The sequence below is a fragment of the Mycolicibacterium arabiense genome, assembly GCF_010731815.2.
Classification (GTDB): domain Bacteria; phylum Actinomycetota; class Actinomycetes; order Mycobacteriales; family Mycobacteriaceae; genus Mycobacterium; species Mycobacterium arabiense.
This window is the reverse complement of record NZ_AP022593.1, coordinates 4,743,610-4,766,307: the sequence shown is the minus strand read 5'-3', so window position 1 is coordinate 4,766,307 and position 22,698 is coordinate 4,743,610. Positions and strand designations below refer to the sequence as shown.

General features: G+C 66.9%; 16 protein-coding genes. 8 read left to right on the top strand and 8 right to left on the bottom strand.

All coding sequences use genetic code 11. The features are described from left to right. Positions 1-61: 61 nt before the first annotated feature. Both G6N61_RS24575 and G6N61_RS24570 read left to right on the top strand, forming a co-directional pair. Entirely contained in the window at positions 62-775 is a 714-nt protein-coding gene (locus G6N61_RS24575) for an SDR family NAD(P)-dependent oxidoreductase (RefSeq protein ID WP_163922388.1), read from the top strand. After that, positions 762-1,133 carry a nuclear transport factor 2 family protein gene (locus G6N61_RS24570; RefSeq protein ID WP_308215010.1) on the top strand — a complete coding sequence of 124 codons (372 nt, stop codon included), beginning with the start codon at positions 762-764 and terminating at the stop codon, positions 1,131-1,133. Before G6N61_RS24575 ends, G6N61_RS24570 begins: the two co-directional genes overlap by 14 nt. On the opposite strand, the gene G6N61_RS24565 is transcribed toward G6N61_RS24570, so the two are convergent. Beyond that, positions 1,130-8,890 carry a cadherin-like domain-containing protein gene (locus G6N61_RS24565; protein ID WP_163922386.1) on the bottom strand — a complete coding sequence of 2,587 codons (7,761 nt, stop codon included), beginning with the start codon at positions 8,888-8,890 and terminating at the stop codon, positions 1,130-1,132. The genes G6N61_RS24570 and G6N61_RS24565 overlap by 4 nt on opposite strands. Positions 8,891-9,383: 493 nt before the next feature. Beyond that, complete coding sequence (locus G6N61_RS24560; RefSeq protein ID WP_163922384.1) at positions 9,384-10,373, bottom strand: LLM class F420-dependent oxidoreductase; 990 nt, start codon at positions 10,371-10,373, stop codon at positions 9,384-9,386. Positions 10,374-10,572: 199 nt separating this feature from the next. Here G6N61_RS24560 and G6N61_RS24555 point away from each other — a divergent pair, with 199 nt between their 5' ends. Beyond that, complete coding sequence (locus G6N61_RS24555) at positions 10,573-11,112, top strand: hypothetical protein (protein ID WP_163922381.1); 540 nt, start codon at positions 10,573-10,575, stop codon at positions 11,110-11,112. A 66-nt stretch (positions 11,113-11,178) separates the two neighbouring features. On the opposite strand, the gene G6N61_RS24550 is transcribed toward G6N61_RS24555, so the two are convergent. After that, positions 11,179-11,469, bottom strand: a complete 291-nt coding sequence (locus tag G6N61_RS24550) for a hypothetical protein (protein ID WP_163922379.1) — start codon at positions 11,467-11,469, stop codon at positions 11,179-11,181. A 354-nt stretch (positions 11,470-11,823) separates the two neighbouring features. On the opposite strand from G6N61_RS24550, the gene G6N61_RS24545 reads away from it, so the two are divergent. The 4 genes from G6N61_RS24545 to G6N61_RS24530 all read left to right on the top strand — a co-directional run bounded on the left by G6N61_RS24545 (position 11,824) and on the right by G6N61_RS24530 (position 15,333). Next, positions 11,824-12,330, top strand: a complete 507-nt coding sequence (locus tag G6N61_RS24545; RefSeq protein WP_163922376.1) for a DUF2505 domain-containing protein — start codon at positions 11,824-11,826, stop codon at positions 12,328-12,330. A 39-nt stretch (positions 12,331-12,369) separates the two neighbouring features. Continuing rightward, entirely contained in the window at positions 12,370-12,798 is a 429-nt protein-coding gene (locus G6N61_RS24540; protein WP_163922372.1) for a pyridoxamine 5'-phosphate oxidase family protein, read from the top strand. Positions 12,799-13,217: 419 nt separating this feature from the next. After that, positions 13,218-14,501, top strand: coding sequence for a hypothetical protein (locus G6N61_RS24535; protein ID WP_220101429.1), 1,284 nt, complete (start codon positions 13,218-13,220; stop codon positions 14,499-14,501). Positions 14,502-14,622: 121 nt separating this feature from the next. Next, positions 14,623-15,333, top strand: coding sequence for an SDR family oxidoreductase (locus tag G6N61_RS24530; protein WP_163922366.1), 711 nt, complete (start codon positions 14,623-14,625; stop codon positions 15,331-15,333). An 81-nt stretch (positions 15,334-15,414) separates the two neighbouring features. On the opposite strand, the gene G6N61_RS24525 is transcribed toward G6N61_RS24530, so the two are convergent. From G6N61_RS24525 to G6N61_RS24515, 3 genes are all read right to left on the bottom strand, one after another. Beyond that, on the bottom strand, positions 15,415-17,562 hold the full coding sequence (locus G6N61_RS24525) for a 3-hydroxyacyl-CoA dehydrogenase NAD-binding domain-containing protein (protein WP_163922363.1): 2,148 nt from the start codon (positions 17,560-17,562) through the stop codon (positions 15,415-15,417). Positions 17,563-17,581: 19 nt separating this feature from the next. Continuing rightward, positions 17,582-18,793, bottom strand: coding sequence for an acetyl-CoA C-acetyltransferase (locus G6N61_RS24520; RefSeq protein WP_163922360.1), 1,212 nt, complete (start codon positions 18,791-18,793; stop codon positions 17,582-17,584). Positions 18,794-19,041: 248 nt separating this feature from the next. Next, the gene (locus G6N61_RS24515; protein ID WP_163922357.1) at positions 19,042-20,145 is read right to left on the bottom strand and encodes an alkene reductase; all 1,104 of its coding nucleotides are present in this window, start codon (positions 20,143-20,145) and stop codon (positions 19,042-19,044) included. A gap of 64 nt (positions 20,146-20,209) precedes the next feature. Between G6N61_RS24515 and G6N61_RS24510 the strand changes: the two genes are divergently transcribed. Continuing rightward, positions 20,210-21,379, top strand: coding sequence for a pyridoxal phosphate-dependent aminotransferase (locus G6N61_RS24510; protein ID WP_163922353.1), 1,170 nt, complete (start codon positions 20,210-20,212; stop codon positions 21,377-21,379). Here the strand turns inward: G6N61_RS24510 and G6N61_RS24505 are convergent, their stop codons facing one another. Both G6N61_RS24505 and G6N61_RS24500 read right to left on the bottom strand, forming a co-directional pair. Next, positions 21,380-21,679: a hypothetical protein gene (locus G6N61_RS24505; protein WP_163922349.1), complete on the bottom strand. Its 300-nt coding sequence runs from the start codon at positions 21,677-21,679 to the stop codon at positions 21,380-21,382. A gap of 65 nt (positions 21,680-21,744) precedes the next feature. Then, entirely contained in the window at positions 21,745-22,671 is a 927-nt protein-coding gene (locus tag G6N61_RS24500) for a TIGR03564 family F420-dependent LLM class oxidoreductase (RefSeq protein WP_163922346.1), read from the bottom strand. Positions 22,672-22,698: the final 27 nt, after the last annotated feature.

Sequence of the window (22,698 nt, the reverse complement as noted above, 5' to 3'; positions counted from 1 at the left end):
CGAGGAGTGGGCCGGGGCGATGCTGCGTTTCCACGGACACCACCACGAGAAGGGAACGGACATGAACAACACTCCACGCGTCGCACTCATCACCGGCGCATCGCAGGGCATCGGCGGGGGCCTGGTGGCCGGCTACCGCAAGCTCGGCTACGCCGTCGCCGCCGTCTCACGCAACATCGCGGAGTCGGACGACCCGATGGTGCTCGCCATCCCGGGCGACGTGTCCGACCCCGGCGTCGGCCAACGGATCGTCGACGCGACCCTGGCTCGCTTCGGCCGGATCGACACCGTCGTGAACAACGCGGGCATCTTCATCCCCAAGCCGTTCACCGAGTACACCGACGAGGACTTCGATGCCATCACGGGTGTGAACCTCCGTGGCTTCTTCGAGGTGTCCCGTGCGGCGGTCGCCGCGATGCTGAACCAGGGCAACGGTGGCCACGTGGTCAGCATCTCGACGACGCTGGTCGAACATGCCAACTCGAACGTGCCGTCGACGCTCGCGTCGCTGACCAAGGGCGGGGTGAACGCGGCGACGCGGGCGCTCGCGGTCGAGTATGCGACACGGGGCATCCGGTCGAATGCCGTTGCACTGGGCATCATTCGGACGCCCATGCACGATCCGTCGGAGTACGACGCCCTGGCGGCGCTGCACCCCGTCGGTCGGATCGGTGAGATCGACGACGTCGTCGACGCCGTGCTGTACCTGGAGAACGCGAACTTCGTCACCGGCGAGATCTTGCACGTCGACGGCGGTCAGAGTGCGGGCCACTGACATGGACGCCGCATCGGTCGTCGTCGCCGTCATGGACGAATGGAAGGCCGGGATCGACGCACACGATCCCGGCCGGGTGGCCGCCGCGTTCGCCCGGGACGCGGTGTTCCAGGGCCTGCGCCCGTACGGCGTGGGGCGTGCGGCGGTTGCGGCGTACTACGAGTCGCAGCCGTCGGGCATGACCGTCTCGTACCGCGTGCTCGAAAGTCGCACGCTGGCAACCGATGCCGTCATCGGATACCTGCGCGCGACGTTCGAGTTTGTCGATCAGCCGTCGCTGGACCTGAACATCGGTGTGGCGCTCGCCCGAGTGGGTGACGAGTGGCTCGTCGCCCAGTACCAGGCGTCGCGGGTTTAGAGGACGCTCACGACCGGCACCGTCAACGGCAGCCCGAGACTAGTCGCGCCCTGTCGGTCCGTCACGTTGAACGTGACGGTCCGGACGGCGAGGTTGAGTAGGCCGCCCGAGGTGTCGAATGTGACCGACCGCAGGGCTGCCTGGTACTCGGCCACGGTGGCCTCGCCAGCCATCGTCAACGTTCTGGTGGTCGAGTTGTAGATCCACGTAATACCGCTGCTGGCAGGCGGTGTCGCCGCGAGGACATCGCTGCCGCCGAGGTTCACCCCGGTGTAGGTGATGGTCACCGTGGCACCGGTCAGCGACGTGGAATCATCGAGGATCGTGATGTTCGGGTCCAAGACCTTCGCCGGGTCGTTGTTGAGGACCTTGATGTCCACGCCGACCAGCGATGACGTGACGAGCGGCGCCGAGTTCGCGGTGACGATGGCCGTGAATGGAAGCGACGTTCCCGCCAGGCCTTGCTGGTCGGTGATCTCGAACGTGAACGTCCGCAGACCGATGAGCCCGGATGCACTGGTGGAGAATGTCACTGAACGCAGAGCGGCCTGATACTGCTCGACCGTCGCCGTCCCGGAGAGCGTGAGGACCCCGTTGGCGCTGTCGTAGCTCATCGTGATGCCGCTTGCCGACGGTGCTGTGAAGGACAACGCGTCCCCAGCCTGCTTCCCCAGCGTGATCCGCACCTTGGCACCCTGGATCGAGGTCGAGTCGTCGAGGATGGTGACGAACTGGTCCAAGACGACCGGAGCGTTGCCCACCGTGTAGGGCACCGCGTTGATCAATGAGCCGACGATGATCGGCGACTGGTTCGCCAAGACGGTCACGGCGATGACGGCGGGGATGCTCGGCGCCAGTTGCGAATCCGTAACGACGACCGCGACTGTCCGAATCCCCTGCGTTGCAGACGTTGACGACGAGAACGTCACCGACCGAAGTGCCTCTTGGTAGGCCTGCGCAGAGGCATCGCCGGTCAACGTCAACGTTCCCGTGGCCGCGTTCCATGAGGCGCTTATCCCCGGCGTCGTGCCCGTGTAGCTGAGCACGTCGTTGACGTTTCGGCCGAGCCCGATCGTCACCGTCGCGCCCGACATGGTCGGCGATGTCAGATCGGCCACCGAGAGGGACGGATCGAGAACGACCGCGGTGGCGCCGGCGGTGTAGCTCTGCGCCAGCGAGGTGACGACCAATGGTGGGACGTTGACGATCGGCGGCAGCGCCACCACCGTCACACCGATCACACCCGGCAGGCTGTCGACGTCATCGGCAGTCACCACCACCGACACCGACCTCAACCCGGCCAACGCAGTCGCCGTCGAGGCGAACGTCACCGAACGCAACGCCGCCTGATACGCCGCCACCGATGCATCACCGTTGAGAGTCAACGTCCCCGACGCCGCATCCCACGACCCCGTAATCCCGTTGCCATCGACGAATCCCAACGAATCAGTGGCCGAATCGAACCCAACACCACCGACGGTGACCGTCGCCTGCGACACCGTATTCGAATCCAGATCCACCACCGTGAGCACCGGATCCAACACCACCGCAGCACCACCAGCGGTGTACAACTTCACCGCCGACGTCGCCACCACCGACGGCACATTCGTCGACATCGGCAGCGCCACCACCGTCACACCGATCACACCCGGCAGGCTGTCGACGCCATCGGCAGTCACCACCACCGACACCGACCTCAACCCCGCCAACGCAGTCGCCGTCGAGGCGAACGTCACCGAACGCAACGCCGCCTGATACGCCGCCACCGACGCATCACCGTTGAGAGTCAACGTCCCCGACGCCGCATCCCACGACCCCGTAATCCCGTTGCCATCAACGAATCCCAACGAATCAGTGGCCGAATCGAACCCAACACCACCGACGGTCACCGTCGCCTGCGACACCGTATTCGAATCCAGATCCACCACCGTGAGCACCGGATCCAACACCACCGCAGCACCACCAGCGGTGTACAACTTCACCGCCGACGTCGCCACCACCGACGGCACATTCGTCGACACCGGGAGGGTGGCGACCGTGACGGTCACCAGTCCGGGAGTGCTCTCCACCTCATCGGCGGTCAGCACGATCGTGACCGCCTTGACGCCGGCGGTCGCCGTGGAAGAGAAGGTGACCGACCGGAGGGCGGCCTGGTATTGATCGATCGTGGCATTGCCAGTCAGCTCCAACACCCCCGTAACCGGGTTGAATATCCCGGTTATCGTTCCTGCGCCGTTGTACGTCAACGAGTCTGCACCGGCCGTGTAGCCGCCGATGGTCACCGTCGCACCACTGGCCGACGTCGAGTCAGCGTCGACAATCGTCAAACTTGCATCCAGCACCACCGGCGCGCCACCCGAGGTGTACAGCTTCACGGGCGTCGTGGCGATCACCGAGGGCAGGTTCGTCGAGACCGGCAAGGTGGCGACCGTGACCGTCACGAGCCCTGGTGCGCTCTGCACGTCATCGGCGGTCAGCACGATCGTCACCGGCTTCACACCCACGCCGGCGGTGGAAGCGAACGTCACCGACCGCAACGCCGCCTGGTACTCGGCGATCGAGGCCGTACCGGAGAGGGTCAGCACACCGGTCGCGACATCGAACGACCCGCTGATCAACCCGGACCCGTTGTAACCCAACGTGTCCGCACCGTTGCTGTAACCGCTGATGGTCACCGTCGCACCACTGGCCGACGTCGAATCCGCGTCGACGACCGTCAGGTTCGCATCCAGCACCACCGGCATACCGCCTGAGGTGTACAGCTTCACCGGAGTCGTGGCGACCACCGAAGGCAGGTTCGTCGACACCGGCAGCGTGGCGACCGTGACGGTCACCAGACCCGTCGCACTCGGCACGCCATCGGCCGTCAGGACGATCGTGACCGCCTTGACCCCTACCTCGGCCGTGGAAGCGAATGTCACCGAGCGCAGGGCCGCCTGATACTGGGCGATCGAAGCCGTACCGGTCAGCGTCAACACACCCGTCGCAGGGTCGAACAAGCCGGTGATCGGTCCGAAGCCGTTGTACGACAACGTGTCCGCACCGTTGGAGTATCCACCGATGGTGACCGTCGCACCACTGGCCGACGTCGAATCCGCGTCGACGATCGTCAGGTTCGCATCCAACACGACCGGCGTTCCGCCGCTTGTGTACAGCTTTACCGGCGTCGTGGCGATCACCGACGGCAGATTCGTCGACACCGGCAGGGTGGCGACCGTAACGGTCACCAGCCCGGGTGCGCTCTCCACGCCATCGGCAGTCAGTTCGATCGTCACCGCCTTGACACCAACGCCGGCGGTAGAAGCGAACGTCACCGACCGGAGTGCGGCCTGGTATTCGGCGATGGAGGCCGTACCGGAGAGCGTGAGAATGCCTGTCGCTGCATCGAACGCTCCACTGATCGGTCCCAACCCGTTGTACGCCAACGTGTCCGCACCATTGGTGTAACCGCCGATGGTGACCGTCGCTCCGCTGGCGGTTGTCGAGTCAACGTCGACGATCGTCACGTTGGCATCGAGCACGACCGGCGCGCCACCGGAGGTGTACAGCTTCACCGGAGTCGTGGCGATCACTGAGGGCAAGTTCGTCGACGTCGGCAAGGTCGCCACCGTCACCGTCACCAAACCCGGTGCGCTCGTAGCGCCATCGGCGGTCAGCACGATCGTCACCGGCTTCACACCAACGGTCGCCGTGGACGAGAACGTCACCGACCGGAGTGCGGCCTGGTATTCGGCGATGGAGGCCGTACCGGAGAGGGTGAGCACACCGGTCGCGGCATCGAACGCGCCGCTGATCGGCCCGGACCCGTTGAACCCCAACGTGTCGACACCGGCCGTGTAGCCGCCGATGGTCACCGTCGCACCACTAGCCGACGTGGAATCGATGTCGACGATCATCAGGTTCGCATCGAGCACCACCGGCGTACCACCGGAGGTGTACAACTTCACCGGCACCGTCGCGATCACCGAGGGCAGGTTCGTCGACACCGGCAAGGAGGCCACCGTCACGGCCACCACACCCGGCGCACTCGCCACGCCATCGGCAGTCAGCACGATCGTCACCGGCTTCAACCCCACGCCAGCGGTAGAAGCAAACGTCACCGACCGCAGCGCGGCTTGATATTCGGCGATCGAGGCACTACCGGTCAACGTCAACACACCAGTCGCGGCATCAAACGCCCCGCTGATCGGCCCGGACCCGTTGTACCCCAACGTGTCGACACCGGCCGTGTAACCGCCGATGGTCACCGTTGCACCGCTGGCGGACGTCGAGTCCGCGTCGACGATGGTCAGGTTGCCATCGAGCACCGCCGGCACGCCGCCGGAGGTATACAACTTCACCGGCACCGTCGCGATCACCGAGGGCAGGTTCGTCGACACCGGCAAGGAGGCCACCGTCACGGCCACCACACCCGGCGCACTCGCCACGCCATCGGCGGTCAGCACGATCGTGACCGGCTTCAACCCCACGCCAGCGGTAGAGGCAAACGTCACCGACCGCAGCGCGGCTTGATATTCGGCGATCGAGGCACTACCGGTCAACGTCAACACACCAGTCGCGGCGTCGAACGTGCCGCTGATCGGCCCGGACCCGTTGTACCCCAACGTGTCGACACCGGCCGTGTAGCCGCCGATGGTCACCGTTGCACCGCTGGCGGACGTCGAGTCCGCGTCGACGATGGTCAGGTTGCCATCGAGCACCGCCGGCACGCCGCCGGAGGTATACAGCTTCACCGGCACCGTCGCGATCACCGAGGGCAGGTTCGTCGACACCGGCAAGGAGGCAACCGTCACGGCCACCACTCCCGGCGCACTCGCCACGCCATCGGCAGTCAGCACAATCGTCACCGGCTTTAACCCCACGCCAGCGGTGGAAGCGAACGTCACCGACCGCAGCGCGGCCTGGTATTCGGCGATGGAGGCCGTACCGGAGAGGGTCAGCACACCAGTCGCGGCATTGAACGTGCCGCTGATCGGCCCGGACCCGTTGTACCCCAGTGTGTCTGCACCATTGGTGTAACCGCCGATGGTCACCGTCGCACCACTGGCAGACGACGAGTCCGCGTCGACGATCGTCAGGTTGCCATCCAGCACGACTGGCGTACCGCCCGAGGTGTACAGCTTCACCGGCACCGTGGCGATCACCGACGGGAGGTTCGTCGAGACCGGTAGCGACGCGATGGTCACCGCGATCAGCCCCGGTGCACTCGGCACGCCATCGGCGGTGACGACGATCGTTACCGTCCGCAGTCCGACCACCGCATCGGAGGCGATCCTCACCGACCGCAACGCCGCCTGGTACTCCGCGATCGACCCGGCACCCGTCAGCGCCAACACGCCTGTGGTTGCGTTGAAGGCACCGGTGATCGATCCGGAGCCGACGAAGTCCAACCGGTCCTTCGCCGGGTCATAGGTCAACGGATCGAAACTCACCGTCGCGCCGGTCGCCGTCGTCGAGTCGACGTCGACGATCGTCAGGTTGGCATCCAGGACCACTGGCGTACCGCCCGAGGTGTACAGCTTCACCGGCACCGTGGCGATCACCGAGGGCGCGCTGCCGGGCAGGCCAAGGACCGTGACCGCGACCAGCCCCGGCAGACTCGCCAAACTCTGATCGTCGGTCGCGACGATCGACACCGTTCGCAGGCCGATCACCGCGGCCGTGGTGCTCGCAAAGGTCACCGCACGCAGGGCCTCCTGGTACTGCGCGACGGTGGCCTCCCCCGTCAGTGTCAACGTGCCGGTTGCGGCGTTCCAGCTGCCGGTGACCGGGTTGTTGGTCAGTGGGCCCAGCGCGAGGACGTCGCCTGCGGTGAACCCCGTCGTGATGGTGACGGTGGCGCCGTTGAGCCTTGAAGAGTTCAGGTCGACCACGGTCAGCAGTGGATTGAGGGGGACGGGCGGACTTCCAGCGGTCACGATGGGACCCACCGGAACGGTCACCACGAGCGGCGGCACGTTGGCCCCGAGCATCGTCACCGCGACGAGCGCGGGTAGGCTGGTCAGGTTCTTCGTATCCGTGGCAGAGATCAGGATCGCCTTCGCACCAACCAAAGTCGCTGCAGCGGAGGCGAAGGTGACCGACCTCAGCGCCTCTTGATACTGGGCGAGCGTCGCTTCACCGGACAGGGTCAGGACGCCTGTGGTGGCATTCCAATCTGCGGTGATCGGACGTCCTGCCGTCGGCGTGTACGCCAGGACGTCACCCTGGACGTATCCGACGCCGACCTTGACCGTTGCGCTCGAGAGCTTCGGCGAATCAACGTCGCTGATGACGAGGGACGAATCGACCACCACCGGTGGGCTATTCGGCGTGACGATCGGACCCACCGGGTTGGTGACGATCACCGGCGGCAGCCCGATCGCCGAACCGACGACCGTGACGGGGACCGTCTTCACGATCGTGTCGGGCTGGGCGATGCCGACGAATCGCGCAATGCACTCGAAGACGCCCTGTACGAGACCGAAGATCCCCGGCAGATGCATGTCGGGGCCGTCGGTGATGGTCACCTTGAACGAGTCGATGATGCCGCCGGCCGGAACTGCACCGTTCGGGGTGTAGGTGTAGGTGCCGTTCGCGTTGATCACGACGGTGCCGAACTGCCCCTGCTGCGTCACCGTGGCGGTCAACGGGTCGCCATTGGGGTCAACCGCGTTGAGGTTGCCGGTAACGACGCCCGTCAGGCTCTGCCCGGTCTGAATGGGAACGGCGATGGGACTGCGATTGAAGAAAGTGTGGGTTATTTCCCTTCGCACCCATGCCAATACGGCCCACAGTCCCGGCAGTGGCGCAGGCGCGAACGGACCCGGCACGAGGAACGGGGTGAGCAGCGCGCCCACGAAGCCGGTGAACACGTTGACGATGGCGCCGGGTACGGCCAGCAGTGCCGACAGTGGGTCGGCTGAAGGCGAGGGGACGATGAGCGTGTTGAACGAGGTCGCCTGGAACGTGCTCTCCGACGGCGGCGCCGGATCGTCGGTCACGGAAAGCGTCTGCGTTTGAGGAAGACTCGGCTCGGGTCCGGGTTGTGCGCCTTCGCTTTGTCCGCCAGCCGACTCACCGCTCGGCTGGGTTGGCGACCCGGAATCGTCACCATCGGTTGCGACCGGGTCCGCGGGCGCGTCGATCGGTTCCGACGTATCGGTCGGCACCTCCGCGACCGGTTCCGGCGACGTGCCCGCCGGCGGTTCCTCGACGGGCCCCGCCGTCTCGTCCTCCTGGCCCGCCTCGCTCTCCACCACGGTGTCGAGGTCAGCCGCGCCCGGCGTGACGACGGGATCCTCGTCCCCGGCGGCCGACGTGCCGTACGTCGACGTGTGCGCTCCACCCGAGCTGTTGACGTTCATCTTCGGCACGTCACCACCGTCGTCGGCTGCCGACTCGGACGCCGACGTCGGCCCTGCCGGCTCGTCGACGTCCGCCGCATCGGGAGAGGAGTCAGTCGGGGTGGATGACGCGGGCGTCGACGATGCTGCGGGGCCCGCACCGGAGGGGCCGGACGCCGCCGGCGAGTCTGGGTCGGACTCGGTTTCGGCGTAAGCCACGCCGGGCGACGTCGCAACGGCCATTCCGACCCCCAGCGACACGGCGAGGGCACCCACGCGGCCGATGTACCTCGCATAGCCGGTGTTCGGCTTCACCGCGTGTCGACGACCGCCCGACGTCGAACCTTCGTTGACGAGGATCTGCCTCGCCGCCCACACCCCCGCCTGAGCCGAGTTGTCCCCTGCGCGGTGCCGTGGGGTGTTAGCGCACATTCGATCGTCTCCAGGTGCTCGTGCCGTTCGGAATGAACGTTTTCTGGCAGCACGAACAGAGCCGATGACCGACCCAGGAGCGATGACGTGGCGTCGTCGCGGCTGAAGCCCTACCGCCCCCGAAGGTGCCAGCCGCTCACCGTTCCAACGTTGCTGAACACGGTTTGCGGCCGCTCATTTTCGCGAGCGTAAATGGCCGATGGCTATGTCGCCTTATATTTTCGTGCGTCAAAACATGCCTCTTTGCGTTCGCAACTTTCCGGCTAACCGAGCTAGCCGTAACCAGCACTCAAGTGCTGGTGGATGCGCTTTTGACGGTGACGACAGTTACGTCCAGCGTAATCACAATTAGACGCGTCACGACGCGGTACGACCCCACCCCCGACGAGACGCCGCTAAGCGACGGGCTCAACAGCGGATGGCATCGCCTGCCGACGAAGAACGTGGGACGCGCGCTAGGCGACGTTGCTCGCGTGCCGAGCCCAGCGCACCCTCACGACAGGGCGGGGATGACCTCGCGCTCGAAGAGTTCGATCCCGGAGCGGTCGTATGCAGCCTCGGGGAAGTAGAGGATTGCGTACTCGCAACCTAGGTCGCGCAATCGCGTCAGCCGTTCGATGACCTGCTCGGGAGTTCCGCTCGCCGAGTCCGCCGACGTCACGGACGCGAGCATGGCATCCACGGCCTCAGCGTTCGCCTTCGTGGACTGACGGGCACGGATGCGCTCGACGCGGTCACGCACCTCCGCCTCGGATCCCGCGACGACGGCGTTGAAGTTGGCCGACCGGACGATCGCGCCATAATCGGTGCCCACCTCGCGGCAATGCCCCTCGAGCACCTCTGACTTGTGCCGGAACCCCTCTGGCTCGGAGGTGAAGTTGGTGTACTGCGCGTGCTTCGCCGCGATCTTCAGGGTGACCTTCTCCCCTCCGCCGGCGATCCACAACGGAATCCCGTTGTCCTGCAGGGGCTTCGGCGCGACGATCGCCCCGTCCACCTGGTAGTGCTTGCCGTCGAAGCTCGCCCTGCCGTCGCGCCAGGCGTCCCGCATGATCTGGACGCCCTCGTCGAGGCGAGCCAATCGAACTCCCGCGGAGGGGAAACCGTATCCGTAGGCACGCCACTCGTGCTCGTACCAACCACCGCCAATGCCCATCTGGACGCGCCCACCGGAGATGACGTCGGTGGTGGCTGCCACCTTGGAGAGGTACACGGGATTGCGGTAGCTCATCGCGGTGCACATCTGACCGAGCTTGATGCGGGACGTCGTCGCGGCGTACGCGGCCATCAGCGACCAGGCTTCGTGGGTGGCCTCGTCCGTCGGTACCGGCACCGTATGGAAGTGGTCGTAGACCCACAGCGAGTCCCAGGGCCCGCCGTCGGCGTGATGAGCGAGGTCTCGCATCACCTGCCAGTGGTCGGCGGGCGGAATGTCGACGAGATCGAGTCGCCAACCCTGCGGAATGAAGAGTCCGAAGCGCACGAAGACACACTCTAGGCCTGCATCTACGACCGAGTCGACGGCTTGATCACGCTGTTCCAACGTGCCGTGGCGACTGCCGGCCGGCACCGCCCCGCAAATCGTGCCTTCGGGATGAATGGTTTCTGCGGTGCCAGTTAGCCGAACTATTGTCTACACTCGGATCCATTCATTGATCGCATTTCGATTACGAGGGATTTCCATGACCGTTCGCGCCAAGCGAGTACTGCTGACGCTCCTGTCGGGATCGGCGCTGGCCGTCGCTCCACTGACCTTTGCAACGGTCGTCGTACCCGCGACCAGCAACGCTGATGAGCAGAGCAACACCGCCGCCCAGGAGGAGAAGCCGAAGGACGGCGGGGTCACCTGCCAGGACGGCCAGGTGGTCGACGAGCAGAACGGCAAGTGCGTCGCCCTGCTCGACGGCATCAGCAAGCAGCTTCAGGCTCTTCCCGCGCCCCCGTCGCTCTCTGGCTTCGGTGGCGGCGGCGGTGGCGGCGGCCTTCCGTCCCTCGGCGGCATCCCGTCGCTCGGCACCATCAACGCGCCCGACCTCGTGCTGCCCAGTTTCGGCGTGGACCTCGTGCCGGATCTCAGCATCAATCCCAACCTCGGCCTGGGGGCCATCGCTGGCGCTGCTGCGCCTCGGTTGCCCGCCCCGCAGCTGCCGAAGGTGAACCCCCTGAACCCGCTCGGCCTCCCGCCGCCGCCGGACCTGACCCCGGGGATTCCCCTCATCTGACCTAGCGTCGACGTCGAATCAGCCGGTGCCCCTCGGGGTGCCGGCTGATCTCGTTTCCGGACGGGTTCAGACCACCAGTGGCGTGGCGGGGCGGCAGCGTGCGATCGCGACGTGGAGGAGCGCGTCGTGCACGGACATCGCGGAGAGCACGTGCGATGCGCCCTGCCAACCACAGCTACACGAGCCCTGCGAACGGATCCGACCCTTGCGGACGACCGCCATGCCCCCGGGGGCGGCCGCCTCCACATTGCGGCGACATTCGCTCGGCTGCAGAGCGCGGGCACCGAGGCGGCCGATCTCCTGCAGATTCAAGTCGAGGAGGGGGCTGGGACGGCCGACCGCCGCCACGTTCAACATGGTTGCCAAAGCTAGCAGAGGTGTCCCAATTTTGGGAGATATGGGTCACATCGGGCGGTCCAAGTCGAGACGATCACGGCAACGGCAGCAAAGCCCGCGTGTTTCGCCCAACCGTCGAGCGCCGGTCGGACCGCCCATCCGCCCCCGCGCAGGTCAAGCGCCTCGCCTCGCGACGGGGTGAGGCCAACATCGCTACATCGAGTACAGCTATACGCCTGTTTAATCATCGATGGCGCTGGGCACCGTCGACCACCGAATGAACCAATTACAAGCAACTCCAAATAGTTAGCCAATTCTCGACGCCGCCGGTCGCCGATCCCCCGTCGGCGCCGCACGTCGGTAGCGTGCCGTGCTGTGCCGCGCTCGATCAACCTCGCCGCCAGTTCGCCGCATGACATTCGCCAGATCCGTGCCGCATTCGACGACCCGGAATACTGGCGGGCGCGCCTGGCCTTCGTCGAGGGTGGCTCCCCCACGCTCGACACTTTCGAGACCGACTGCGCGGGAATCACCACGATGCAGATGACCATGCGCTTCGGCGGCGATCAGCTGCCCGGACCGCTGCAGCGGCTGCGACTCGGCTCGCTGCACGTCGTTCAGCACGAACGGTGGTTCGCCATCGACGGCACCACGGTCGACGGCGAAATCACCATTCATGCGCCTCGAACGCCTCTCTCCGGCCAGGGTTCGGTCAGCATGCAAGCGGTTGGATCCGGAACGGCACTGACGGGCACGGCGGAGGTCGACGTGAACGTGCCGATCATCGGCGGCAAGATCGCAGCCTTCGTCGCCGGGCTGCTCGCCGACGGGATCGTCGACATCGTCCGCGTCACCGACACCTGGCTCGACGCCCACTCCTGAGCACCTCCTCGTGTCAGGACGGCTGACTAGCCTGGCGTCATGGCTCTCTCCAAGGACGAACGCGAAGCTTTCCTGGCTGAACCGCAGCACGTCGGTGCGCTGTCCGTGTCCGCCGGTACCGACCGCGGCCCACTGACGTTGCCCATCTGGTACCACTACACCCCGCGTGGCGAGCTGTGGGTGCTGACGGGCTCGGGATCCCGCAAGCATCGGCTGATCGAAGCGGCCGGCCAGTTCTCGCTCATGATCGACCGAGTCGAGCCGACCACCCGCTACGTCGCGGTCGACGGACCCGTAAGCCGGATCGAACCTGGTACCGATGCACAGCTCGAAGAGGTCACCCGCCGGTACCTGAGCGGCGACGCGGCCGACCGCTACCTCGACTTCGCCCGGGAGAACCTCGGTGAGCACGTCGCGATCTTCATGACGCCGCAGCACTGGCTGTCGGCCGACATGGGCTCCTTCTGACGACGGAATCAGCCGTCCCGCGGCGCGTCCGTCTCACGATGTGGACGCGAGCAATCCGAATGCCCATCCAGCCGGGCACCAACGTGGCAAGCACGGAGTTGCCGACGGCTAGAGATAGCTGACGGCAGCAGGGTCGCCATGTTGGCGACGAGTCCGCCCTCTCCATCGGGCCGCTGATCAAGATCAACTGATGAGACCGGCTAACACGTTCACTCGATAGCCGGTTAGCCGCGCTTCCCTCACGCGCTGATCATGGCCTCTAGCAGCTACGTTACGTATTCGTAATGTGGCAGCGCTTGCCAAGTGTCATCCGCACCCACTTCGCTCGATTCCGTACCAGCCCGAACTTACTGATGGGTAAGTTCTGCTCGCCGGGGGACCAGATTGACCGAACGAAGGGATTCCGAACCGATATGTCCATGCAGATGGCCTTGAGGCCGTACGTCACCGCAGGCATCGCACTCGTCGGCGCCAGCGTCATCGCGGTGGCACCGATCGCCCCGCACCCCGACGTGCAACTGCCCGCCGTCCAGCTCAGTGCGGCGATCGACAACCCCATCGAGGTCTTCACGCCCGTGGTCGATGCCGCGGGCACCTGGCTGACCAACACGATCCGTAGCGAGATCGCCAACCCCTTCCCGATCCTGCATCAGATCGTGACGAACCAGATCACGACCGCGGGCCAGCTGCTGCAAGCCGTCAATGCCGGTGGCGCGGCGCTGGGCGATCTGGCTGCCGGGCTCCCCGCGACGCTGCAGATCGCATTCTCGAAGCTCGCGGTCGGGGACGTCAACGGCGCGATAGACAGCGTGATCGCCAGCGGCCTGAACCCGATCGTCAACTTGATCACGGGCGTGTGGACGCCACTGCAGGACGTGCTGCAGCGGCCGTTCGCGGTCGGTCAGGCGCTGGTGCCTGCGCTGTTCAACGCCGGCCTGAGCCTCGCGTTGGCCGCGGTCGCATCGACCGTCGGCATCGGGTTCGACACCGGCCTGAAACCGCTCGTGCAGCAGATCGTCTCGAGCACCCAGTCGGTGTTGAACGCCGTCACGACACTGAATCCCATCAACGTGCTCAACGCAATCCAGCACGGGTTCGCGGACGTGGCACTCAACGTGTTCGCTCAACTCGACAGCTTCACCACGGGCACGCTGCCCTTCATCCGCGACTCGATCATCGCAGCGCTGCAGGCGACGCCCGCTGCCACGCTGACGGCGACCGTCGCCACGGCGCCCGACACCGCGGCGGCCGTCGAGGACCCCGCCGAGAACACCACGGCAGCAATCGCTCCCGGTGACTCTGATGCAACCGGGGAGGCATCGCCGGCCGATCCGCCGCCCACTGACGAGTCGCCTTCGACACCGGCGGCAACCACATCCACCGACGAAGAGGCCACCGATACCGTCCCCGCCGACGTCGAGACAACCGACGAGACGGCGGGCACCGCGGCCGGCACCGACGACGCGGAATCCGATTCCACGATCAAGGATTCGCTGACTCGAGACAGCGTCAAGGCCGAGCCTGGCAAGGTCGGCGCCGACGCTGCCGGCAGCGCGTCGGGTGGATCCGACCCCACTGGCGACGAACCGGCTGGTGCCACCACCGGCGCATCCACTGACGCGGACAGCGCGGGTGGCTCGACCTCGGACAACGGGTCGGACAGCGACTCAGGCGATGGGGCGAGCAGCAGCAGCGACGCCTGACCCCACTGGTACGCGAAAGCCCCGAGTCCACGGTGGATTCGGGGCTCTTCGCGTGTTCGGACCAGTGGTCAGCGGATCCCGACTTGAAGCTGACACTGATGTCACATCCTAGGGTCGAGGGGTGGAACTACGAGATGCAACAGTCCTGGTCACCGGCGCCAACCGCGGTTTGGGTGCGGAGTTCGTCCGGCAGTCGATCGAGCGGGGTGCCGCCAAGGTCTATGCCGCGGCGCGGCGGGCGGAAACCGTTCCCGGCGGTGACGCACGGATCGTGCCGATCTCCCTCGACATCACGGATGAGGCGATGGTGGCAGCGGTCGCCAGCACCGCCACCGACGTCGACGTGGTGATCAACAACGCCGGCGTGATGACGATGCAGAACCTGGTGTCGGGTGATCTCGACGCCATTCGCCTCGAACTGGCCACGCACTTCTGGGGCACGCTGTCGATGACACGCGCCTTCGCGCCGATCCTGGCAGGCAACGGCGGTGGCGCCATCCTCAACGTGCTGTCGGTCGGATCCTTCCAAGTGTTCCCCGGCAACGGTGCCTACGCGGTAGCCAAGGCCGCGCAGTGGCAGCTGACCAACAGCACCCGACTCGAATTGGCTGCCCAAGGAACTCGAGTCCTCGGGCTACACCTGTCAGCCACCGACACCGACATGCTGGCCGGAGTCGACATGCCCAAGAACGACCCTGCCGAGGTGATCCGTCAGGCACTCGACGGCCTCGAGTCCGGGTTGGACGAGGTACTAGCCGACGCCGATACCAGGGCAGTGAAAGCACTGCTGGCTCAACCGCCGAGCGAAATGTATGCCGGCATCACCCAGTGAGGTTCCAATCATCCGCAGCGGCCACCGGTACGCGAAAAGCCCCGAATCCAAGGCGGATTCGGGGCTCTTCGCGTGTTCGGACTAGCTGGTCAGTGACGCCGGCGGAGTGAACCGCTCGCCGTACTTCTCGGCGAGTTCCTTCGCCCGGGCGACGAAGGCTGCCTTGCCGACGCCTCCCGCACCCTCGTAGCCGACGATGAACTGCGCCGACCCGCCGGTGTAGGGCGGGAAGCCGATGCCCATGATCGAGCCGATGTTCGCATCCGCCGTCGAGGTCAGCACGCCCTCGTCGATGCACTTCTGCGTCTCGATCGCCTCGGCGAAGAGCATCCGATCGATCATGTCCTGCAACGGGATCGACGTGGAACCGGAGTTGAAGGTCTCCTTCAACCCCTCCCACAGTCCGGTGCGCTTGCCGTCGGTGTAGGCGTAGAAACCGGCACCCTTGAGACGCGACGGACGACCGATCTCGATCATCTTCTCGACGACGGCCTCGGCCGGGTGCGGCTCGTACGTGCCACCCGACTCCTCGACGCCCTTGCGGGTCGCTACGGCGATCTTGTGCATCAGCTCGAGGTTGAGCTCGTCGGACAGCTGCAGCGGCGGCGCCGGGTACCCGGCCTGCGATCCCGCCTGCTCGATGCTGGCGGGGGCGACGCCCTCGCCGAGCATGGCCAGGGCCTCGTTGACGAAGGTGCCGATGACGCGCGAGGTGAAGAACCCGCGGCTGTCGTTCACCACGATCGGCGTCTTGCCGATGGCCAGCGTGTAGTCGAACACGCGGGCCAGCGCCTCGTCAGAGGTCTTCTCGCCCTTGATGATCTCCACCAGCGGCATCTTGTCGACCGGCGAGAAGAAGTGGATGCCGATGAAGTCGTCCTGGCGCTTCACGCCGGTCGCCAGGCTGGTGATCGGCAGCGTCGAGGTGTTCGACCCCAGCAGGGCGTTGGGCTCGACGATGTCCTCGATCTCCTGGAACACCTGATGCTTCAGCTCGACCGACTCGAACACCGCCTCGATGACGAAGTCGACACCGGCGAAGTCCGCGGCGTCGGCCGTCGGAGTGATGCGGGCCAGCAGCGCGTCGGAGCGCTCCTGCGTGGTGCGGCCGCGCTCGAGCGCCTTTGCCTCGATCTTCTCGGAGTAGTTCTTGCCCTTCTCGGCAGCCTCGGTGCTGACGTCCTTGAGCACGACGTCGAAGCCGGCCTTGGCCGACACGTAGGCGATTCCGGCGCCCATCATGCCCGCGCCCAGCACGCCGATCTTGGTGATCGGCGTCTTGCCGATGCCGTCGGGACGCGAACCGCCCGAGTTGATGTACTGCAGGTCCAGGAAGAACGCCTGGATCATGTTCTTCGCGACCTGGCCGGTGACGAGCTGCGTGAAGTAGCGGCTCTCGATGCGGCTGGCGGTGTCGAAGTCGACCTGCGCACCTTCGACGGCCGCGTCGAGGATCGCGCGCGGCGCGGGCATCGGCGCACCCTTGAGCTGCTTCTTCAGCAGCGCCGGGAACGACGGCAGGATTCCTGCGAGTGCGGGGTGGCTCGGGGTGCCGCCGGGCATCTTGTAGCCCTTGGCATCCCACGGCTGAGTGTGGGATTCGGGGTTGGCCTTGATCCACGCCTTGGCGGCCGGGACGAGTTCCTCGACCGAGCCGACGAGTTCGTCGACCAGACCGGTCTCCTTGGCCTTGCCGGGCTTGAAACGCGTGCCCTGGCTCAGGATCTCCATGAAGGCCTTCTGGATGCCGAACATGCGCACGGTGCGCGTCACGCCGCCGCCACCGGGCAGCAGGCCGAGAGTGACCTCGGGCAGGCCGATCTGGCTGCCCTTCACGTCGGCGGCGATGCGGTGGTGACACGCCAGCGCGATCTCCAGACCGCCACCGAGCGCGGCGCCGTTGATCGCGGCGACGACGGGCTTGCCGAGGGTCTCGAGCGCACGCAGGTCACGCTTGACGGCCTCGACCATCGCGAACGCCTCACCGGCGTTCTCGGGCCCGAGGTTGATCATTCCCTTGAGGTCGCCACCGGCGAAGAAGGTCTTCTTCGCGCTGGTGATCACCACGCCGGTAATCGAATCCTTCTCCGCAGCAAGCCGTTCGACGACGTTGTGCATGGATTCCTGGTAGTGCTCGTTCATCACGTTGGCCGACCCGGTCGGGTCGTCCAACGTCAGGGTGACGATGCCGTCGGCATCCTGGTCCCACTGAATCGTGTTCTCTGCCATGATTTCTGGTCCCCTGCTCTCAGACTCGCTCGATGATGGTGGCCACGCCCATGCCGCCGCCGATGCACAGCGTGACGAGCGCACGGCGGGCGCCGCGACGCTCCAGCTCGTCGACCATGGTTCCGGTGATCATGGCGCCGGTTGCGCCGAGGGGGTGACCCATGGCGATGGCGCCGCCGTTGACGTTGAGCTTCTCGTCGGGGATGTTCAGATCCTTCTGGAACTTCAGCACCACCGAGGCGAAGGCCTCGTTCAGCTCGAACAGGTCGATGTCGTCGACCGTCAGGCCCGCGCGGTCGAGGACCTTCCGGGTCGCCGGCGTCGGGCCGGTCAGCATGATGACGGGGTCGGCGCCGCTGGTGGCGGTGGCGACGATGCGGGCGCGCGGGGTCAGGCCCTGGGACTGTCCGGCCTTCTCGCTCCCGACCAGCACCAGCGCGGCGCCGTCGACGATGCCGGAGCTGTTGCCGCCGGTGTGGACGTGGTTGATCCGCTCAACGTAGTGGTACTTCTGCAGCGCCACGTCGTCGAACCCGCCCATCGCGCCGATGCCGTCGAACGCGGTCTTGAGCTTGCCGAGGCCCTCGATGGTGGTGTCGGGGCGCATGTGCTCGTCGTGGTCGAGGACGACGAGGCCGTTCTGGTCCTTGACGGGGATGACCGACTTGGCGAAGTAGCCGCCCGACCATGCCGCGGCGGCCTTCTCCTGCGAGCGCAGCGCGTAGGCGTCGACGTCGTCGCGGGTGAAGCCCTCGATCGTGGCGATCAGGTCGGCGCCGATGCCCTGGGGCACGAAGCCGATGCGGTAGTTGGTCTCGGGGTCGGTGGCCCAGGCGCCGCCGTCGGAGCCCATGGGAACGCGGCTCATCGACTCGACGCCACCGGCGAGCACCAGGTCGTCCCAGCCGGAGCGCACCTTCTGCGCGGCGGTGTTGACGGCCTCCAGGCCGGACGCGCAGAAGCGGTTGAGCTGGAAGCCGCCGGTGGTCTCGGGCAGCTTGGCCACGAGCGCGGCGGTGCGCGCGATGTCGCCGCCCTGGTCGCCGACGGGCGAGACGACGCCGAGGATCAGATCGCTGATCAGGTTCTCGTCCAGGTCGGGGTGGCGGGTGCGCAGTTCGTCGATCAGGCCGACGACGAGGTTGACGGGCTTGATCTCGTGCAGCGAACCGTTGCGCTGCTTGCCGCGCGGGGTACGGATCGCCTCGTAGATGAAGGCTTCATCGGACATGTCTGACTCTCCAGGTCCATATTGGGTTCGGGGTCGAGAGGGTTCACCGCAGCCGGGAGCCCACGTGGAGGGTAGTCCTCGCAGGCCGAGCCTAGCAGCCTCGCCCAACCCGTTGGTTGGGAGTATGGGCACGTCGGAGTACCAAAGCGGCCTCACAGCCCGTCACGAGCAGACGCAAAAACCCCTCGATCCCGTGGGATGAGGGGCTTTTGCGTCTGCTCGCGGGCAAAACGGTATGGGCGGGCTTCCTAGGCGGAGGCGACGCGGACCTCGTCGAGCGTCGGGTAGTCGACGTAGCCGGCGGGGCCCGGCGCGTAGAACGTCGCGACGTCCGGTTCGTTCAGCTCGGCGCCGAGCAGCAGACGGTCGATCAGGTCCGGGTTGGCCAGGAAGGCGCGGCCCACGGCGGCGGCGCTGATCGCGCCCCACCCGGCCAGGGACTCCATCTGGCAGAAGTCGGTGTCGACCTCGCGACCGGTGTTGAGCACCAGCGCACCTGCCCACAGCGCCCGCAGCGCGCCGAAGGTCGGCGTGCTGGGGTCGATCAGCAGGTGCAGGTAGGCGATGTCGAGCGGGGCGATCCGCTCCACCAGCGCTTCGTAGGTGGACACCGTGTCGACCTCGCGCACGTCACCCGCGCCGCCGCCGGGAGAGAGCCGCAGCCCCACGCGACCGGGTCCGATCTCGGCCGCCACCGCCTCGACGACCTCCGCGGTGAATCGGGCCCGGTTCTCCGGCGAACCGCCGTAGGCGTCGGTGCGCTGGTTCACGACGTCCGAGGCGAACTCGTGCAGCAGGTAGCCGTTGGCCCCGTGGATCTCGACACCGTCCATGCCCGCGTCGATCGCGCGGCGTGCGGCGAGCCGGAACTGGTCGACGATGGTCGCGATCTCGTCGACCTCGAGCGCCCGGGGAACCGGCAGCGGCTGCTTGCCCGACGGCGTGTGGGCCGACATGTCGGCGGCGATGGCCGACGGGCCCACCGTCTCGACGCCGCTGATTTCGGGGTGACCCATCCGGCCTACGTGCCACAGCTGCATGAACATGCGTCCGCCCGCCTCGTGCACGGCGGCGGCGATCTCGGCCCACTTGGCCTGGTGCCCGTCGGTGTAGTTGCCCGGCGTGTTGGCGTACGCGCCGTTGGACTCGCGCGAGATGGCCGTGGCCTCGGAGATGATCAGGCCGGCTGCGGCACGCTGCGCGTAGTACTGAGCAGCGAGGTCCGACGGGGTGCCGTCGGCGTGGGCACGCGATCTGGTCAACGGCGCCATGAAGATTCGGTTCTCTGCGGTGGTGTCACCGATGCGGACGGGCTTGAGCAGGGCCGCGTCGGCCGCGAGCGTGAACGTCATGACTCCCCTCAGCGTCGGGGCGGCTCGATTCATTCCCCCGGGCGCTCGCCTACCCTCGACGGACATGACGGTCGAACGGCTCAAGCCCTACGCGGTGACGATCTTCGCGGAGATGTCGGCGCTGGCCGCGCGGATCGGCGCGGTGAACCTCGGGCAGGGTTTCCCCGACGAGGACGGGCCGGCCGCAATGCTCGAGACGGCCCAGGACGCGATCGGCGACGGCGTCAACCAGTACCCGCCTGGCCTGGGGATCGCGCCGCTGCGCGAGGCCATCGCCGCCCAGCGCCAACGCCTCTACGGGGTGACGTACGATCCCGACACCGAGGTGCTCGTCACCGTCGGCGCGACCGAGGCCATCGCCGCCTCGGTGATCGGCCTGATCGAACCCGGCTCGGAGGTGATCCTCGTCGAGCCCTTCTACGACAGCTACTCCCCCGTGCTGGCCATGGCGGGCTGCCACCGCGTCACGGTCCCCATGGCGACCGATGGCCCCGGCTTCGTCATCGACGTCGACGCGCTGCGAGCCGCGGTGACGCCGAGGACGAGGGCACTGATCGTCAACTCGCCGCACAACCCGACCGGGATGGTCGCCGGTGACGACGAGCTGCGGGCCATCGCCGAGATCACCGTCGCCAACGATCTGCTGGTGATCACCGACGAGGTGTACGAGACGCTGACGTTCGACGGGCACAGGCACATCCCGCTGGCGTCCTACCCCGGCATGGCCGAACGCACCGTCACGATCTCGAGTGCGGCGAAGATGTTCAACGTCACCGGCTGGAAGATCGGATGGGCCTGTGCCCCAGCCAATCTGATTGCAGGCATCCGTGCCGCCAAGCAGTACCTGAGCTACGTCGGCGGCGCGCCGTTCCAACCGGCCGTCGCCAAGGCGCTCGACGACGAGGACGGCTGGGTCGCCGACCTGCGCACGTCGTTCCAAGGCAGACGCGACCGGCTCGCCGCGGCGCTGACCGACATCGGCTTCGGCGTGCACGCGAGTCACGGGACGTACTTCCTGTGCGCGGACCCGCGCCCGCTCGGCTACACCGACAGTGCCACGTTCTGCGCGGAGCTGCCCGAACGCGCCGGTGTGGCCGCGATTCCGATGTCGGCATTCTGCGACCCGCGCGCTCCCCACCTCGGGGACTGGAATCACCTGGTGCGCTTCGCCTTCTGCAAGCGCGACGACACGATGGACGAGGCGATCCGGCGCCTCGGGGTGCTCAAGGCCTAGTCACTCGTCGTAGTCGTCGTCGCACGACACCGTCACGTAGACCGTCGATCCGGCGGGCACTCCGGACTGGCCGTTGGCGTCGGAGCCCGACAGTCCACTGACCTGCGTTGCGATGCACTCCGACAGGGGCGCTTCGGTGTCGCCCTGGACCTGGACGTCGTAGCCGCGGGCGTGCAGGCTGCTGACCGCGTCGGCGGCGGATTGTCCGCCGAGCGGTGCGGCGAGTGCGGGTGCGGCGATGCCGATGGCGCCGGCGAAGACGGAACCTGCGATGGCGACGGATGCGAGAAGTGTTTTCATGACTCCTACGATCGTCGGCGCCGCGGTCGCGCGCCTCGCTGCTGGCACCCAATCCGGCCTACCGGCTAGCTACCATCGGTCAATGCGGCTGCGACCTCCCACAGGCGGCGCGGATCGTCGTCGGTGCCCATCAGCGGGCTGAGCACGAGGTCGGTGGCGCCCGCATCCCGGTAGCGCAGCAGCTGTTCCGCTGCGGCCGTCGCAGAGCCCACCGCGGCGAGATCGGCAACCGAGTCGACGCCCTCGCGCGCGATGACCTTCTGATACGACGGAATCGTGGCGTAGAACGCTAGTGTCTCGGCTGCCGCGGCCCGGCCGGCGTCGGGATCGTCGGTGACGACGACCGGGACCGCGGCGATGATGCGCGGCGACGGCCTGCCCGCCTCCGCTGCCGCCTGCCCAATCGTGGGTGCGATGAACTCGCTGATCGTGCGAGGCCCGGCGAGGTACGGCAATGTGCCGTCGGCGAGTTCGCCGGTGACGTGAAGCGCCTTGGGCCCCATGGCCGCCACGTACACCGGGATCGGCGTGCCGCCGGGGAGCGCGACGGGCCACTCCGGGGCGGCGGTGAACTCACTGCCGTGGAAGTCGACCGAGCCGGTCTCGTTGATCGAGCGGAGTACCTGAAGGTGTTCACGGAGGCGTTGCACGGTGTTGGGCGCGGCGATGCCGAATGCCGCTTCCTCCACCCGGTGCGCGCCGAGGCCCAACCCGAGGCTGAAGTTCCCGTGCGACGCCGCCTGCGCGGTCTGGGCCGCCGACGCGATCACCAGGGGGTGCCGCGGGTTGACCGGCACCACGAAGGTCCCCACGCCGAGCCCGGGCACCGCGGCGCCCATCAGACCGGCCAGCGAGATCGCGTCGTGGTCGAATTGCTGAGCGATCCACACCTGCCGGACGCCCAATGCGAAGGCCTCCCGGGCCTGGGCGACGAAGTCGTCGACTGCGTTGCTTGCCGTCTTGCTCCGATGCAGCACTACTCCGGTTGACATGTCCGGCACAACCGAGTGCATGCCCGC

Bases quoted from the DNA above. Each gene is read 5' to 3' on its own strand.
- G6N61_RS24575 (WP_163922388.1), top strand. From the start codon at position 62: ATGAACAACACTCCACGCGTCGCACTCATCACCGGCGCATCGCAGGGC.
- G6N61_RS24565 (WP_163922386.1), bottom strand. From the start codon at position 8,890: ATGTGCGCTAACACCCCACGGCACCGCGCAGGGGACAACTCGGCTCAG.
- G6N61_RS24555 (WP_163922381.1), top strand. From the start codon at position 10,573: ATGACCGTTCGCGCCAAGCGAGTACTGCTGACGCTCCTGTCGGGATCG.
- G6N61_RS24550 (WP_163922379.1), bottom strand. From the start codon at position 11,469: ATGTTGAACGTGGCGGCGGTCGGCCGTCCCAGCCCCCTCCTCGACTTG.
- G6N61_RS24540 (WP_163922372.1), top strand. From the start codon at position 12,370: ATGGCTCTCTCCAAGGACGAACGCGAAGCTTTCCTGGCTGAACCGCAG.
- G6N61_RS24535 (WP_220101429.1), top strand. From the start codon at position 13,218: ATGCAGATGGCCTTGAGGCCGTACGTCACCGCAGGCATCGCACTCGTC.
- G6N61_RS24525 (WP_163922363.1), bottom strand. From the start codon at position 17,562: ATGGCAGAGAACACGATTCAGTGGGACCAGGATGCCGACGGCATCGTC.
- G6N61_RS24520 (WP_163922360.1), bottom strand. From the start codon at position 18,793: ATGTCCGATGAAGCCTTCATCTACGAGGCGATCCGTACCCCGCGCGGC.
- G6N61_RS24515 (WP_163922357.1), bottom strand. From the start codon at position 20,145: ATGACGTTCACGCTCGCGGCCGACGCGGCCCTGCTCAAGCCCGTCCGC.
- G6N61_RS24510 (WP_163922353.1), top strand. From the start codon at position 20,210: ATGACGGTCGAACGGCTCAAGCCCTACGCGGTGACGATCTTCGCGGAG.
- G6N61_RS24505 (WP_163922349.1), bottom strand. From the start codon at position 21,679: ATGAAAACACTTCTCGCATCCGTCGCCATCGCAGGTTCCGTCTTCGCC.
- G6N61_RS24500 (WP_163922346.1), bottom strand. From the start codon at position 22,671: ATGTCAACCGGAGTAGTGCTGCATCGGAGCAAGACGGCAAGCAACGCA.